The organism is Nocardia sp. NPDC058058, assembly GCF_042885355.1.
Lineage (GTDB): Bacteria > Actinomycetota > Actinomycetes > Mycobacteriales > Mycobacteriaceae > Nocardia.
In genome coordinates this window covers 1,273,821-1,288,884 of the sequence record NZ_JBHVSA010000003.1, presented here as the reverse complement: position 1 = coordinate 1,288,884, position 15,064 = coordinate 1,273,821, and the positions used below count along the sequence as shown (strand labels likewise).

Here is a 15,064-nt window from a genome sequence, read left to right as displayed (position 1 = left end):
GTCCGAGATCGATTCTTCCAAAGCAGGAAGGGTGACGGCAATGGTACTGGCGCACAAGGCTTTCGGGATTCTCTCGTTCATCGTGATCGTGACGGGTGCCGCGACCATCGGCGTCGCTGCCGCCGAGCCGGGCCCGGACGGCCGCTACTACGGCTCCCTGGCCGCCGGAGACCTCGGCGACCGATTCCAGGTCATGTGGGGAGTCAACTTTCCCGACTGGGGCCAGGCCGATGCCGCCGCCCTGCAACACTGCGAATCCGGTAACTGCGTGGTGCTGGCCAGATTCGTCGACGGCTGCGGATCCATAGCCCAACACGATCACCGCCTACTCGGCGGAGTCGGCCCCACCCGCGCCGACGCCGAACGCGCCGCACTCGACGCCTTCGGCCCGCCCGATCTGGTTTCACTGAGCGCGGGTGATCCCCCGGCCGCAATCGCGCACACCGAATGCACCGGCAACGCGGGCTGACCCATGAGCCCGAGAGCAGCTCAACTCTGTTCCACCACAACGGCTTCCGCGACATTCGCCGCACTGGTGCTGTTCTCGGCACCGAACGCGACCTCCGAGCTGACGGGCATAACGGTGCTCGCCGGCCCCGAGGGCATACTGGCCGGTTGCACCTACACCGTCGCCGCGGACGTCAGCACCCCGCCGTATGTTCCCGGAGCGGTGACGTTCTACGACCACGCCAATCAGATACCGGGAGCGGGCGACTATCACCCCGACACACGCACCGTCACCACGCTCTGGACTCCGGGTTGGAAGGGCGAGCATATGATCGCCGCCATCCAAATCGAGCCCGGCGGACTCGCCAGCGGCCGCGGCATCCCCTTCCAGGTCGTCGGCCAGGGGGTGAATACCGGAAGCTCCTGCCTGCGGACTTCGTGAGTGGACGCCACTGGACCCGTACTGGTCGGTAGCCACCCAATGCCACCGCGTGACGCGTATGTACAAGACCATCGATCACCGCGCTCCTAGGGTGGAAGGCAAGCAAACTACCCATGGGAGTTGCACCATGACCGGATACATCGCCACCGCGGAAACCGATATCACCGCCACCCCGGAGCAGGTGTGGAGCGTGCTGACCGACCCCGCACAGCTCGCCGAGCTGTGGTTCGGGGCCGAGGTGCGCACCGACTGGCAGGTGGGCAGCCCGATTACCTGGAAGGGCGAATACCAGGGAAAACAGTACGAGGACAAGGGTGAGATCCTCGCCTTCGAACCCGGCCGCCTCCTGAAGATCACCCATTTCAGCCCGCTCACCGGCCAGCCCGACGTGCCGGAGAACTACCACGCGCTCACCTATGAGCTGACCGGGAACGGATCGACCACCCACCTCACGCTGAGCCAGGACAACAACGCCAGCGAAGACGAAGCGGCGCATGCGCGCGGCATGTGGGAGACCCAGGTCGGCGGGATCAAGAAGGCTGCCGAGAACTCATAGCGCTACCGGCGACCCCGGCAAAGCACGGCGGGTGCCCAGCAATGCGAAATCCCCGGCCCATCGAATACCGGGCCGGGGATCGCTTCGGTCAGACGTGCGCCGGAGGTGCGGCGGCCTTACCCGATTCCTCTTCGCTCGCTTCCGATTTCGGGATCAGCGCCGTGGCGATCAGGCCCAAGAGCACGAATCCCGCTGCGAGATACCCGCCCAGATGAACGCCGTCGGTCATGGCGGCCCGTCCCGCGTCGGCGATCGACTGTGTCTGCGGCTGGGCCGCATACCCCTCGATCGCAGCGCCCGCGCTATTGGTGATGGCGTGCGCGTGCTGCTCGGCTTGGGCCACGGGCACACCGTCGGCCTTCAGGTGGTCGGTGACCTGTGAACTCAGCGTCGTGAAGAAAACCGTTGTCAGGATGGCGATTCCGAGTGCGGACCCGAGTTGGCGGAAGGCACTCTGGATGCCCGAGGCCTGGCCATTGTCGTTCTCCGGGATGTCGGCGAGCACGACATTGGTGACCTGAGCGGTCGCGAAACCGACGCCGACGCCGTACAGGCACAGCACCAGGGCGAGCGACCACCAGGAGCTGTCGGTCGAGGCGACCAGGGCGAGCCCGGCCAGCCCGAGCACCTCGAGCGCCAATCCCAGCCGAACCAGGTTCAGCGGCGAGGCCTTGCCCGCCATACCGAAGCTCGCACCGCTGGCGATGAAACTGCCGATTGCGATGGGCACCAACGCAAGACCGGCTTGTACGGCGCTGTAGCCGAGGGTGAATTGCAGCCACAGCGGCAGCACGGCGACAATGCCGAACTCACCCAGGCCGATGATCAGCGTGGCGATATTGCCGTTGCGGAACGAGGCCAGCGAGAACAGGCCCAGATCCATCAGCGCCTTGTCGGTGGCTCCCGCACGACGCAATTGCGCTTGCCGCCACAGGAATCCGCCCAGTGCGACGACGCTCAGCACGAGCGCGACCAGAACCGGGGAAGGTCCACTGCCCCAGGAGAATCCGCCGATGCCCAGCGGCTGGGTCGTGGTGATCCAGCCGTACGTGCGGCCCTCGACCAGACCGAAGGCCAGCAGCCCCAAGCCCAATACCGACAGGATCGATCCGAGAATATCCATGCGCCCCGGCACCCGCGGCGAGGGCGCGACGCAGGTGAGCACGCCGACCACGATCAGCACCGCAAGTGGCACATTGATACCGAAAGCCCAACGCCACGAAACGTTTTCAGCCAACCAGCCACCGAGCAGCGGACCGAGTGCCGCAGCCGCGCCGATGGTCGAACCCCAGATCGCGAACGCCTGACCGCGCGCCTTGCCGGTGAAGTTGGCGTTGAGCAGCGCCAGCGAGGTCGGCAGGATCATCGCCGCGCCGGCTCCCTGTAGGAATCGGGCAATGACGAGCAGTCCGCCACCGGGTGCGAGTCCGGCCAGAATGCTGGTAGCACCGAACACCACGACGCCCGCGACGAACACCCGCCGTGCGCCGACGATATCGGCGATCCGTCCGACCACCAATAGCAACGCCGCGAACACGATCGCGTAGGACTCCTGAATCCATTGCGCCTGAGTCGATCCCGTATGCAAACCCTCGATGATCGACGGGATGATCACGTTCACGATCGTGGTGTCGACCACGATCAGTGCCACGCCGAGCGCGATGGCGATCAACCCGAGCCAGCGACGGGAAGACGTCGTCGTCTCGTCCATTTTACCTACTTCCATGGTGGAATCATTCCATGGTGAAAGTATCTAGAATGCGGGTAGGTTGTCAAACGGTGTCGCCGGTACCGCTCCGGCATGAGAAAGGTGGGCAGGAACAGATGAACCACCCGGCTACTCGGGCGCAGCAGGAGCAGGTGACCGAGGGACTGCGGGCCTACGGCGCGAACTTTCGCGAGTTCAGCCGGCAATTCGCGGCATGGCTGGGCCTGCATTCCACCGATGCCGAGGCCCTCATCGAGATACTCGCGGCCGAGGAACGCGGTGCGACGCTCTCGCCCGCGCGCCTGAGCGAGCGAATCTCACTGTCCCAGCCCGCGACCACCGCGCTGCTGAACCGGCTCGAACAGGCGGGGCACGTCCAGCGCACTCGCGACAGCAGCGATCGGCGCGTGGTGACCCTCCGCAGCAGCGCCCACGTGCAGAACCTCGCCGACGAGTTCTTCCGTCCGCTCGGCGAACGCGTCGCGGCCGTCATGGCCCACTACTCCCCCGAGCAGCTGCGTCAGTTCGATACCTTTCTGACCGAGCTCACCGAGGCGATGAACGCTCAGCTCGCCGAATCCGCCACTGCCGCACCGCCGCAACGGATTCCACGCAAAGGCTGAATCAGTCCGCCGCTGCCGACCCGGCGGCGGTCCAGGCGGTATGCGCTTCGGCGACGGTGGCGTACATGGTGAAAATGCTGTCGAGGCCGATCAGGCTGAAGATGCGTGCGAGCTGGTCCGGAATCCCGACCAATGCCATTGCCGCATCGGCGTCCTCGGCGCTGTTGCGCGCGGCCAGGAATGCGGTGATGCCGCTCGAATCGCAGAAGCCCAGCGCGGTCAAATCCAGCAGAAGCAATTGGGCGGCAACGAGTTTCAGTGCCCGGATGGCCTCGAACGCGGTCGGTGAGCTCGCGGCGTCGAGCTCACCGGTGAAGGTGAGCACCGGACCCGCCGGGCCGGTGTGCTGGGTGACGGTGAAATCGGTGCTCACGCTTGCTGGCCTCCGGCCGGTGGAATGCTCATGGCGAGTAGGGCGGTGTCGTCGTCGACCCCGTCACCGAATCGGGTGAGCACCGCGGTGATCGCCTCGATCAGTGCGGGCGCGGTGGTCGGTCCGAGGTCGGCGACGAGGTCGCGTAGTTGTTCCTCGCTGAAGCGTTCGCGATCGTGAGTGCGAGCCTCGGTGAGACCGTCGGTGTAGAACAGGACGGTATCCCCTGGGCACAAACGGATTTCGACGCTGGTGAACTTGGCCTTGCGGACCGCGCCGACAAGCATTCCGCCGCGGTACTCCACCAGCGTGGTGGTGCCATCGGCGCGGACAAGCACCGCGGGCGTGTGCCCGCCGGTGCTCAGCACGAGGTCCGCGCCGTCGGCCCCCGGCGTGAGCGAGCCGTAAACGACTGTGCAGAAACGGGGTTCGTCATTGCGATAGCGGTGGTGCAGCACGGTATTGAGGTTGTCCAGCACCGCGATGGGGTCCGGGTCGTAGACCGCGGCCGCGCGCAGGGTGTAGCGGGTCAGCGATGTCACCGCGGCCGCCGCGGCGCCTTTGCCCGAGACATCGCCGAGGAAGAATCCCCAGCGATCACCCGCGAGGGGGAACAGGTCGTAGAAGTCGCCGCCCACGTTCTCCGCCGAGGCCGGGTGATAGTAGGCCGCGACCTCCATACCGGGGACCTGCGGCAACACCGGCGGCAACAGCGACCGTTGCAGTGTGGTGACCAGCTTTTGGACCCGCTGGTGTTCCAGCTCGGCCTTCTCGCGTTCGCGGTCGGCGCTATCGCGGGCGCGTTGCAATTCCTGTTCGTACGCGCGCCGGTCGGTCGCGTCGAAGATCGTGGTGCGGATCAATTGCGGAGTGCCATCCGGTCCGGCCTTGACCACCGAGGTCACCAGAATCGACAGCCGGGTGCGGTCGGCGCGCACCAGCTCCAGGGCCAGACCGCCCGCCTCGCCGTGCAGCGAGAGCATCGGCCAGATATGGGTTTCGTAGTAGATGCGCCCGCCGACGGTGAGCAGATCGGCGAAATGCTTTCGCCCGACCAGGTTTTCGCGTTCGTAGCCGAGCCAGCCCAGCAGGGTCGTGTTGATTTTCGCGATCGTGCCGTCCATCAGCGTGGACACATAACCGCAGGGCGCGTTCTCGTACAGATCCTCGGCGCTGTCCTCGAGCAATGCCGAGAACACCGGATCGGCCGCGCCGTCTCCCGGCAGCTGCGGGCTGATGCTGTCGCCGGTCCAGGCCATCATCTAGTTTCCGCGAATGCGACGATGGCCGCTGCGGTGGCTTCGGGGGCGCTCAATTGCGGGCAGTGCCCGGTCGCATCGAGGGTGAGAAGTGAACTGCCGGAGATGTTCTCGTGCACGTAGCGGCCGACCCCGCGCGGCGCGATCGCGTCCTGCGCGCTCTCGATCACCAGCGTTTCGACGCTGACCTTCGGCAGATCGGCCCGATTGTCCGACAGGAACGTGGCTTTGGCGAACACCCGCGCGATCTTCGGATCGGTGCGGCAGAAACTCTCGGTCAACCCCTGCCCGAGTTCGGGCCGTTCGGGATTGCCCATGATCACCGGCGCCATGGTGTGGGACCAGCCGAGATAATTCGCGTCGAGTGAGTCGAGCAGTTCGGCGATATCGTCGGCGCTGAACCCGCCGCGATACTCATCGTCATCGACATAGCGAGGCGATGGGGTCAACAGCACCAGCTTCGCGAACCGTTCCGGCGCCTGATTCGCCGCCAGCACCGCGATCATCGCCGACACCGAATGCCCGACGAGAACAACCTCCCGCAAATCCATCTCGGTACAGATCTCGACGATATCCTGCGCGTACGCGTCCAAACTCGCGTACCGCTCCGCACTCCACGCCGAAGTATCCGACCGCCCCGCTCCCACATGGTCGAACAACACCACCCGAAACCGCTCCGCCAACACCGGAACGATCAACCGCCACATGTGCTGATCACACCCGAACCCGTGCGCCAACAACACCGTCGGACCGTCCACAACCCCCGTGACGACGACATTGTTCCTGCTAAGCGCACTCATCCCAGCTATCCTGCCACCTTTCACTGGCAGCTTCGTAACAGCCGACGACATAGCCAGGCGGACCGAGTGCCCGCAGATAGCCGGCTAGCCGGAGTTGAGGACCAGGGTGCTGATATCTAGGTTCATCGCATCGAGGCGGTCCTTGTCCGAAGGCAGCACCAGACTGATCATGATTCGTTTGCGCCCGGAGTCATTCGCCGCGCACGCGGCGTAGGTATCGAGATCGGGTGGCAGGTCGTAGTTGACCACGAGGGGAATCGCACCTTCGACGACCAACGCGTGCGGCGCGGTCAGGAATCGGATTTCGCCGGTGTTGAACTTGCTGATCGCCGCCTGGTCGACGCTCGAGTCCTCCGATCGGGACCGGACCGGATAGCTCTGCTCCGCGAGCCCATTGGAAACGACCTTCGCACGAGCCGAATCGGCGGTGTAGAGGACACCCCTGTTCACCTGATTCCGCGACAGAATGTCCAGAACCACAGGCAATTTGAGGTTGTCCGAATCGACGAACACACAGTATTGAGTGACGTTGCGGAAACTCTGCGGCTTGTCGGCCATCGTCCACCCACCCCCATCGACCTCGAATCAGTCGATTCTACGTGGCACGGGTCAGCCGCGAGCACGCTTCCACTGACCCCGGAACACCGAATCCCGCTGTCCACCAGGGAGTTAACCAGGCGGTGGTTAAAGTCCGCCGCGGTGGGCAGTTCGGTAACGACAGACGCGACACACCCAAGGAGGACACATGCTCACACTCGGTGTGATCGGCTGGATCGTCATCGGCGGTCTGGCGGGATGGCTTGCCAGCAAGCTCATGAAGACGGACGCACAGATGGGGATCCTGCTCAATATCGTGGTCGGAATCGTCGGCGGACTGATCGGCGGGTTCCTGCTACGCGGCTTCGGGGTCGACGTATCCGGCGGCGGCCTACTGTTCAGCCTGCTGACCTGCCTGATCGGCGCAGTGATCCTGCTGGGAATCCTCAAGCTGATCACCAGGAAAACCGCTCGGACTCCCTGAATCCAGCTCATTGGTGACCAGTTCCGGACACGCGCCGGATTGTGACGATCATGACGCCCACCTGCCACCTCACGTCGCGACTGCCGCAGCGCCGAAAGGGTAGCCCGTATGCATGATCAACTTCGCGCGCGATCGATCGGATTTCCGGATACCCCGGCGATGGAAGGACATCGACGAATCCCGTCGCGGCATCGTGTTGGCCTGGATCGCGTTCACCATCACCTTCGGCGGCGCGCGCCTGGTGACCTGGTTGATCCAGATCGACCCGAAGAATGTCGGCAACGTCTCCGCCGGAGGCGTTCACCTGCATCACTACCTGTGGGGAATCCTGCTACTCGCGGGCGTCGCCATCTTCGGCCTGGTCGATCGCAGCCCGCGTGCCCGCACCTGGATGGGTCTGGTGCTGGGCATCGCACTCGGTCTGATCGTCGACGAGGCGGCGCTACTCATCACCTTGCAGGACGTGTACTGGAAGACCGCGGGCTGGCCCAGCATCGCCATCGCCTTGACCTTGATCGGCCTGGTTGGATCGGGCATCGCCCTGACTCACCGGGGATCAGCGGCAACCCGCGAACGTACTTCCTCGGAACACGCTGACCACAGACCGTGATCGCTGCGCAGACCGGAGTCTTGCCGCAGAACCACATTCGGGACATCGGGTGCGGTGTCGAGCGGTTCGTGCGGTGCGGAAAACGACGCTTCTCCCCTGCACGGCGGAAGACCGACCTGTCGAAAAGCCGCGCATACCAAGCCGACCGTGCATTCGCTGCACGCAAGCCCACTTCAACGCTGCGTCACGGCAGCACACCCGTCCGTAATCGCCACGTAGGTAACCAATCGACGGTCGGCGAGATATGCGCGCCCGGGCGAGAGTTGGTCTCCACCGCTTGGAGCAGCACCCACGTATTCGTCATGATGCCCGGGACTGCACGTCAGCCCAGACTGCATCGAGGCTTTCGGTGCAGTCCGGCAATGGCGGCATTCTTCAGTTGTGGCGGTGGGTGATTCGGCCCGAGTTGAGGGTCAGGGCGATCGGGGCGTCGGCGAGTTCGTCCGGCGGGGCCGCGAGGGGATCGACGGTGAAGGCGGTGAGGTCGGCGCGCATGCCGACTGCGATGCGGCCGGTCAGCGCGGATTGGCCTGCGGCGGTGGCGGCGTGGGTGGTGTAGCCCTCGAGGGCCATCAGGGCGGAGAGGGATTGTTTGGGGCAGACGGGGGCGATGTCGGGGTGGCCGGCGGGGCGGCGGAGTTGGGCGTCGGCCAGGATGGCGCGCGGATCGTACGGGGCCACGGGCCAATCCGAGCCCAGGGCCAGGGTGCCGCCGTTATCGCGGATATCGCGGGTGCGGAAGGCGCGGGCGGCGCGTTCGGGGCCGAGGCGGGTGGACCAGTTGTCGGTGTGGTCGGCTCGGGTGTAGTGGGTGCAGTGGGTGGGTTGCATGCTGGCTACGACACCGTGTTCGGCGAAGCGGGACACCAGGTCATCGGGGAGGGTTTCGATGTGTTCGATGCGGTGCCGCGCGCCGTTGGCGGGCGCGGCGGCGCGGGACAGGGTGTCGAGGGCATAGCGGACTCCGGCGTCGCCGATGGCGTGGGTGACGACCGGGACGCCATGCTGCGCCAGATACTGTGCGGCGCGGCGGTATTCGGACGGGTCGGGCCAGAACGGGGCGGTGGATTCGCCGTGGGTGTCGGGCTCGTCCAGCCAGGCGGTGCCGCCGTCGATGGTGCCGTCCATCATGAATTTCACGCCGTCGACCCGCCAGCGGCGGCCGCGGGTGGATTGCAGTTCGATGATGTGATCCAGTGTGGCGCGGTCGCTTCCGGGGAGACAGAAGGGGGCGAAGCGCAGGTGGATGGGGAGGTCTCGCTCGGATTCGAGGTCGAACATCAGGTCGCCGCTGTCGCCTTCGAAGTCCATGGCGTTCGCGGCGGTAATGCCGACGGCGGCCATGCCATCGAGTATGGCGCGCAGGCGAATTCGGCGCGAGTGTGTGGATTCGCGGGGCAGGATCTCGCGGACGATGGCCATGGCGGCGGGTTCGAGTAAATGCCCGGTGGGGGTTCCGGTGTCGTCGCAGACAATGCGCGAGTGCTGCGCGAATTCACGGGGACCTGTGATGCCCGCGCGGCGCAACGCTTCGGGGCTCGCCAATGCCGAATGGGCGTCGAACATTTCGATGAATACCGGAATGTCCGATCCGATCGCCGCCAGTATGGGGGCGTGGGTGACCGGGAGATCGCCGAACACGTTGGGATCCAAACCCCAACCCCGGATCCACCCGTCGGTGTCGATGGTTTCCTTTGCCTCGTAGAGGCTTTCGCGCAGCCCGTCGAGGTCGCGAACACTGGACAGGTCGATGCCATAGGTCAGATTCAGGCCGGTGACCGGATGGATGTGCCCGTCGATGAGTCCCGGTGTCAGAGTAGCGTTTCCGAGGTCGATGACTTCGGTGGCGGCACCGCGCCAGGCCCGGGTGTCATCCTCATCGTCGACGGCGACGATACGCCCATCGGCGATGGCCACCGACCGCACGTCGGGGCGCGAACCATCGAGAGTGTGAACGGTTGCGGCAGTGATGATCACATCGGCCGTTGTCATAGGGAGGTTTCCTTGCTTTCCAGGTTGATGGGGATGGTTGTGTCGCGGTCCTCGCCGAAACCGCCGATGGCGGCATAGGCCTTCGGGCGGTACCTGCGGAACCAGCGGGCCGCCGCCGCGCCAAGAATCATGACCAGGGGCACCACACCGATGAGGACGGCGTTGGTGGTGCCCGTCGTGGCGGTGGGCAGATTGATGAACCAGATCACCAGGAACAGGGCGATACCGAGAGCTACCGCCCCGAAAGCAGCGGCGACGACCCCGGCACGTTCGACCGAGACGGCCTTCTTCTTCACGAAGTACGCCACCACGGCGACGGCTGTAAGCGCTTGCAGGGCAATGACTCCCACGATCCCCGGGGTATTTACGAAGATCAGCAAGCGACGGTACGGATCGGCTTTCGCCACAGCGAACCCGATCACGACCACAGCGGCGAGCACGGTTTGCAGCGCGCCCGCACGATTCGGCGACTTGAGCGTCGGGTGCGTGCGGTCGAGCCACGCGGGCAGCACACCGTCACGAGCGAGCGAGAGCGTGTACCTGTTGATGGCATTGTGAAAGGCGATCTGCGATGCCAACGCACTGGTCACGATCAACACCGACATCACATCCGATGACCAGGCCCCGACGTACTGTTCGATCGCGGTGAAGAACAGCCCCGCGGTGTCCTGCTGCGCGGCCGCCTGCACATTCGCGTCACCGAACGCCTGCACGATCGACCACACGATGAAGCAGTAGAACAGCGCCATGAACGCGACCGCGAAATACGTTGCGCGCGGGATGGTTCGGTCGGGATCACGCGCTTCGGAGCGATATACGGCGGTCGATTCGAAGCCCATGAAGGCGGCGAAGGTGAAGGACAGGACTCCGGCCATGCCGGGAGCGAAGGCAGCGCTAGGGGTGAACGAGGTGAAGGTGATGCCGTTCGCGCCGCCCTTGACGACCACCGAAATCGCCAGCACGAGCAGGATGGCGGTTTCCGCGATCAGCAGCACGCCAAGGAATTTCGCGCCGACATCGACGCCGCGCCGACCGACGAACCAGACGATCGCGACCGCACCCAGCGCCAATATCGGCCAGTCGACCTGGACGCCGAACAATCGATCGATGGCGGCTTGGGTCTGCACCGCCATCAGCCCATACACGCCGATCTGCAGCGCGTTGTACGAGACGACCGCCAGCACACCCGAAGCGAGGCCGACGGATTTGCCGAGCCCGAGAGTGATGTAGCTGTAGAACGCGCCCGCTCCCCCGATATGGCGGGTCATGGCCAGAAATCCGATCGCGAACACCGCGTAGATGACGCCTGCGGCCAGGTATGCGATCGGCGCACCCGGCCCGGCAACCGCCAAAGCCAGTGGCGCGACGCCCGCCATAACGGTGAGCGGCGCCGCAGCGGCGATCACCATGAAGGCAATCCCACTGGCTCCCAGGGCATTTCGTTTCAGACCGTCACCGGGACGATCGGCAGCCATCGACTGATCGAGTGAAGACATAGGCGCACGGCCTTCCAGAGCTCTCCGGGCGCGGACACCGGCACGAAGATTAATCGAATGTGATTCGATTAACTATGCTGAGGGACGACAGCGGTCCCGTCAAGGCGTCGCGGTAACTTCGTGAAAACAGAAAGGCGGTCCCCGGGCATGGCCAGACCGAAGACCCCGCGCCTGAACCGGGCGATGATCGTCGACGCGGCGCTGGAGCTGGTCTCCTCATCCAAGGGGCTGACCATGCCCGGCCTGGCGGACAAACTCGGTGTCTCGGTGTCCTCGGTCTACCACCACGTCCGCAACCGGACCGAACTGGTGGAACTGATCCGCGGCCGCATCGCCGGACGCGAATTCGGCGACCTCGACCGAAACGGCCCGTGGCGCACGGTACTCGCCACCTGGCTGCGCGAATACCGCTCCGCGTTCAGCCCCTACCCCGACCTGGTGCGCCTGCTCATCGGCCAGACCATCTCCGCCCCCGAGGTCCTCGAACAGTACGAATACATCGCCGGCGTCATCATCGCGGCAGGCTTCCCCCGCGAGGAAGCCCTCCCGGTCATCATGGTCCTGGACAGCTTCGCCCTCGGCTCAGCCCTGGATCTATCCGCACCCGACGAAATCTGGGCCGCCAACCCCACCGAACACGCCCACCTCACCACCGCGATCGCCGCCGCCCCCGCCGAGGTAGTTGCACGCGCCGACGCCGCCTTCGAATACGGATTACGTTGCCTGCTCGACGGATTGGCGTTCCGGCTCGGCGAAACACCTACCGCCACAACTTAGGAAGAGGCACGCAATCACCGACTGCCCGAACGCCCATCCATGACGAAGGTCAGTCCTGCGCACCGACAATCGGCAGCCACGACACAGCATTGGGACGAAAACTCTGCCGCTCGGGAACCAGCGCACTGTGATCGTCAAGGCTCATCATCGTGACACCAACCAACTCCGCATCACTATCATCTTGAGCCGCAACAGAACTCCCACACACCCCACAGAACCCCCGCTGCGAATCGGGAAACGTGTTGTACCAGATCGGCTCCCCACCGGGCCCGGTCCACTCGAACCCGTCGCGAGGAAAATCCACCCACGACATCACCGGAGCGCCGGACAACCGCTGGCAATGCGGACAACTACACAAATGCGGAAACGACAACTCCCCCGCCGCCCGATACCTGATATTCCCGCACAAGCAGCCACCGGATTGCATGGCACACACATCCTTTCGATGACGGGTTCACAACCGGAGGACAGCCGGTGCGACCGCGATGGATACGACATTTGTGGCCAACTGCTTGGAACCTGCGATCTGGTTCAGGCACAGGTTCGCCCGCCCGGAATCGGCGGGGATCAGATCCAGGGTTGCCGAGTCCGAGCCTGGTAGGCGGATTCTATCAAGGAGTGCCTCATCACGTTCCTGAGACCATCGGCCGTTATGTTGTTGCCAGACAAGAGGAATCGGGCGGTCCGAGGTAGTCGATGGGCTCGCAGTCACCGCAATGCCACCCGATTCGCCGCGCAGATTCACCAGTTGCGCACCGTTTACCGGGGTTGAGCTGACAATGGTCCCCGCGGTGGTGTCGATGTCCAGAACGACATCACTGCGCGAAGTGTCGGTTCGGATCTCCCCGAGCACATAGAAGTGGTCGGGTCCGGTCGGTGGAGAGGCGCTGTCGAACAGCTGATGGACACCATTGCGCAGGGGCATATTGACTTCCGGCACGGTGCCGTACGAGTGAACCGCACCGGTGCGAAGGTCCACGCTGTACAGATGATTGACCGTCCCCCGGTCGCCGAGCCGGTGCTCGAGCCGATTCAGCACGATATGCATCGGTGAGGCCGCGACGATCTCGGTGTCATCGGACACGGTATCCACAGCATCAAGGGGTGCCTGCATGTCCGGGAATACCACTGTGCGAAGAACTTTCGGCGCCAACCCGGGGGCCGATGACCCACCGGCGTCGGCATCCTCGACAGGGTCGAGCCTGACCGACATGATGGTGTCGGGCCCCCGCCACCACACAACCCGTGAACCCGACTGCGGAAAAGCGCGCCGGCAATCGCACGGAACCCCGGCAAACGAACCCCGCGCCGCCGCCGCGCCGACAATGGTCTTGCCGGTGACCGTGAATGCGACATCCCGGCCCAACGTGAAATCAACATTCGGATCGTCATCAACCCCAACGGGAACCCTGACGATCGTTCCCGCCGCAGCAGCGAGCACCAATTCCCGATCCGTTCGATAGGCGAACACATCGTCACCACCGCGCTCATCGTCCGTGACGACGCCACACCCGGAAACGCTCAACCCCACACTCAACACCAGCGAAATCCACAGCCCACGCCCCACCTCATCGACTATATGGGCACCATCGAAACTCGGCCATCGAATAGGGACACGATCGGCATGTGCGATTCCGGCGGAGTTTGCCTGCTACTCAATGGATTCGATCAGCTCATCCGCTTCGACCGTAAGTATCAGCATGATCGGGCATGCTGGTCAGGGGGCAGCTTCAGGGTGAGGGAAGGTTCGAAATGACCAGTCTCGCAGTGCTGATGATCGATGTGCAGAACGGGTACATCGCCGAGGATCACGTCCGGGACCTGTTGGGCTGGCCGCCGATCTGGCGCTTGACCGACGTGGTCGAGGAATGCGCGAATCTGCTGTCGGCGGCAAGAGCGGCCGATATACCGATTGTGTATTCACGGCAGACAGCCAGTCCGGCCGGGTTGCTGGCCGCTAACCCGCGAGCCGCGCGACACCAGAAAATTCGAGGCTCAAGGCTCCCGGCGTTGACCGCCGCCGAGCGCGAATGGCGTAGCAGCATTATCGATCTCGTCGCGCCCGCAGCCGGGGACCTGGTGATCGACAAGACCCGGCACAGCTTCTTCGCCTACACCGAGCTCGATCCGATTCTGAGAAGCCTTGGCGTACAACGCCTCCTGATCGCCGGACTGCAGACCAACGTCTGCGTCGAAGCGACCGTGCGCGCCGCGCTCGAACGTAACTACGAAGTTGCCGTCGCCGAGGACGCCGTCTCCACCGACGGTCCTGACCTGCACTACGCCGCCCTCAACTCGATGCGCGTCCTCTATGTCGAAGTCGCTCCGTGGCGGGAGCTCATAGCCGAAGGCGCGCAATGGGATCGTGCGTTCACCACACCCAACTACGGCCGCGACCCCGCCTACTGGGACGAGAGAAACGTGGCGACGCGAAACGGGCCAGCGTGATCGGCTGTGCCCCAAGGACATACGACGTTCTCGATTCTCGGTCGGGAACCAAGCGGTCACCAGCACGCTGATTCCGGGCGGAGGAGTCCGGTCCAAATCTCATCCAACAAATCCAGGATGTGCGAGGGGTCGCAGAGTATCTCCTCTGCGTCCTCGATCGCCGCGAACGCATCCGGATGATCGGCACAGAATGCAGCTGGACCTCCGGGTCGCTGATAATGCGTGCGGAATTCTTCCTCGCAGGGCTCGATCATCGCAGTGATCTGCAGGATCGCTGACAGCACATCGCTCAGGCGTACCTGGCCGCTGACAAGATCTGTGACCGTCTCGCCAGGTTCGGGCCAGCCCCCGGCCAAGATGGCCAATCTCAGCAGCGCCGACCATGCCGTCACCTTGCGGATGCGGTCCCAGGTGGCTGACGTCGGCGGATACGGTTCCAGATTCTCCCCGGGACCCGCACCCTGCGAGAGCAGGTACGCCACGCGTTGTTCGAGCTCGGAGGGAACCCAACT

Annotated in this window: 18 protein-coding genes; 8 read left to right on the top strand and 10 right to left on the bottom strand. The window is 64.5% G+C overall.

The window, feature by feature from the left end; all coding sequences use genetic code 11:
• Window positions 1–40: 40 nt before the first annotated feature.
• The 3 genes from ACFVUS_RS29725 (at window position 41) to ACFVUS_RS29715 (ending at window position 1,445) form a co-directional block, all read left to right on the top strand.
• Complete coding sequence (locus ACFVUS_RS29725) at window positions 41–469, top strand: DUF4189 domain-containing protein (RefSeq protein ID WP_387774744.1); 429 nt, start codon at window positions 41–43, stop codon at window positions 467–469.
• A 3-nt stretch (window positions 470–472) separates the two neighbouring features.
• A complete protein-coding gene (locus tag ACFVUS_RS29720; RefSeq protein ID WP_387773687.1) occupies window positions 473–889 on the top strand; it encodes a hypothetical protein in 417 nt (138 codons plus the stop codon).
• Between the two features lie 127 nt (window positions 890–1,016).
• The gene (locus ACFVUS_RS29715) at window positions 1,017–1,445 is read left to right on the top strand and encodes an SRPBCC domain-containing protein (protein WP_387773684.1); all 429 of its coding nucleotides are present in this window, start codon (window positions 1,017–1,019) and stop codon (window positions 1,443–1,445) included.
• 88 nt (window positions 1,446–1,533) lie between these two features.
• On the opposite strand, the gene ACFVUS_RS29710 is transcribed toward ACFVUS_RS29715, so the two are convergent.
• Window positions 1,534–3,171 (bottom strand): MFS transporter, encoded by a 1,638-nt coding sequence (locus ACFVUS_RS29710; protein WP_387773681.1) that lies wholly within the window; start codon window positions 3,169–3,171, stop codon window positions 1,534–1,536.
• A gap of 98 nt (window positions 3,172–3,269) precedes the next feature.
• On the opposite strand from ACFVUS_RS29710, the gene ACFVUS_RS29705 reads away from it, so the two are divergent.
• Window positions 3,270–3,776, top strand: a complete 507-nt coding sequence (locus ACFVUS_RS29705; RefSeq protein ID WP_387773678.1) for a MarR family winged helix-turn-helix transcriptional regulator — start codon at window positions 3,270–3,272, stop codon at window positions 3,774–3,776.
• Window position 3,777: 1 nt separating this feature from the next.
• On the opposite strand, the gene ACFVUS_RS29700 is transcribed toward ACFVUS_RS29705, so the two are convergent.
• The 4 genes from ACFVUS_RS29700 to ACFVUS_RS29685 all read right to left on the bottom strand — a co-directional run bounded on the left by ACFVUS_RS29700 (window position 3,778) and on the right by ACFVUS_RS29685 (window position 6,766).
• On the bottom strand, window positions 3,778–4,149 hold the full coding sequence (locus ACFVUS_RS29700; protein WP_387773675.1) for an STAS domain-containing protein: 372 nt from the start codon (window positions 4,147–4,149) through the stop codon (window positions 3,778–3,780).
• Window positions 4,146–5,411, bottom strand: a complete 1,266-nt coding sequence (locus ACFVUS_RS29695; RefSeq protein WP_387773672.1) for a SpoIIE family protein phosphatase — start codon at window positions 5,409–5,411, stop codon at window positions 4,146–4,148. The genes ACFVUS_RS29700 and ACFVUS_RS29695 overlap by 4 nt, the downstream gene beginning before the upstream one ends.
• Window positions 5,408–6,208, bottom strand: coding sequence for an alpha/beta fold hydrolase (locus tag ACFVUS_RS29690; protein ID WP_387773669.1), 801 nt, complete (start codon window positions 6,206–6,208; stop codon window positions 5,408–5,410). Before ACFVUS_RS29690 ends, ACFVUS_RS29695 begins: the two co-directional genes overlap by 4 nt.
• Window positions 6,209–6,292: 84 nt before the next feature.
• The gene (locus ACFVUS_RS29685; RefSeq protein ID WP_387773666.1) at window positions 6,293–6,766 is read right to left on the bottom strand and encodes a hypothetical protein; all 474 of its coding nucleotides are present in this window, start codon (window positions 6,764–6,766) and stop codon (window positions 6,293–6,295) included.
• A gap of 187 nt (window positions 6,767–6,953) precedes the next feature.
• Here ACFVUS_RS29685 and ACFVUS_RS29680 point away from each other — a divergent pair, with 187 nt between their 5' ends.
• Together ACFVUS_RS29680 and ACFVUS_RS29675 are read left to right on the top strand one after the other, a co-directional pair.
• Window positions 6,954–7,229, top strand: a complete 276-nt coding sequence (locus ACFVUS_RS29680) for a GlsB/YeaQ/YmgE family stress response membrane protein (RefSeq protein ID WP_387773663.1) — start codon at window positions 6,954–6,956, stop codon at window positions 7,227–7,229.
• Window positions 7,230–7,341: 112 nt separating this feature from the next.
• Complete coding sequence (locus ACFVUS_RS29675) at window positions 7,342–7,839, top strand: hypothetical protein (RefSeq protein WP_387773660.1); 498 nt, start codon at window positions 7,342–7,344, stop codon at window positions 7,837–7,839.
• Window positions 7,840–8,214: 375 nt separating this feature from the next.
• On the opposite strand, the gene ACFVUS_RS29670 is transcribed toward ACFVUS_RS29675, so the two are convergent.
• Both ACFVUS_RS29670 and ACFVUS_RS29665 read right to left on the bottom strand, forming a co-directional pair.
• A complete protein-coding gene (locus ACFVUS_RS29670; protein WP_387773657.1) occupies window positions 8,215–9,831 on the bottom strand; it encodes an amidohydrolase in 1,617 nt (538 codons plus the stop codon).
• A complete protein-coding gene (locus ACFVUS_RS29665) occupies window positions 9,828–11,306 on the bottom strand; it encodes an APC family permease (protein ID WP_387773654.1) in 1,479 nt (492 codons plus the stop codon). Before ACFVUS_RS29665 ends, ACFVUS_RS29670 begins: the two co-directional genes overlap by 4 nt.
• Window positions 11,307–11,474: 168 nt before the next feature.
• Between ACFVUS_RS29665 and ACFVUS_RS29660 the strand changes: the two genes are divergently transcribed.
• Window positions 11,475–12,104, top strand: coding sequence for a TetR/AcrR family transcriptional regulator C-terminal domain-containing protein (locus tag ACFVUS_RS29660; protein ID WP_387773651.1), 630 nt, complete (start codon window positions 11,475–11,477; stop codon window positions 12,102–12,104).
• A 49-nt stretch (window positions 12,105–12,153) separates the two neighbouring features.
• Here ACFVUS_RS29660 and ACFVUS_RS29655 read toward each other — a convergent pair whose 3' ends face one another.
• Together ACFVUS_RS29655 and ACFVUS_RS29650 are read right to left on the bottom strand one after the other, a co-directional pair.
• Window positions 12,154–12,531: a GFA family protein gene (locus ACFVUS_RS29655; RefSeq protein ID WP_387773648.1), complete on the bottom strand. Its 378-nt coding sequence runs from the start codon at window positions 12,529–12,531 to the stop codon at window positions 12,154–12,156.
• A 27-nt stretch (window positions 12,532–12,558) separates the two neighbouring features.
• Window positions 12,559–13,671 (bottom strand): hypothetical protein, encoded by a 1,113-nt coding sequence (locus tag ACFVUS_RS29650; protein WP_387773645.1) that lies wholly within the window; start codon window positions 13,669–13,671, stop codon window positions 12,559–12,561.
• Between the two features lie 185 nt (window positions 13,672–13,856).
• Between ACFVUS_RS29650 and ACFVUS_RS29645 the strand changes: the two genes are divergently transcribed.
• Window positions 13,857–14,552 carry a cysteine hydrolase family protein gene (locus tag ACFVUS_RS29645; protein ID WP_387773643.1) on the top strand — a complete coding sequence of 232 codons (696 nt, stop codon included), beginning with the start codon at window positions 13,857–13,859 and terminating at the stop codon, window positions 14,550–14,552.
• A 56-nt stretch (window positions 14,553–14,608) separates the two neighbouring features.
• On the opposite strand, the gene ACFVUS_RS29640 is transcribed toward ACFVUS_RS29645, so the two are convergent.
• Entirely contained in the window at window positions 14,609–15,034 is a 426-nt protein-coding gene (locus ACFVUS_RS29640) for a hypothetical protein (protein WP_387773641.1), read from the bottom strand.
• Window positions 15,035–15,064 lie beyond the last annotated feature (30 nt).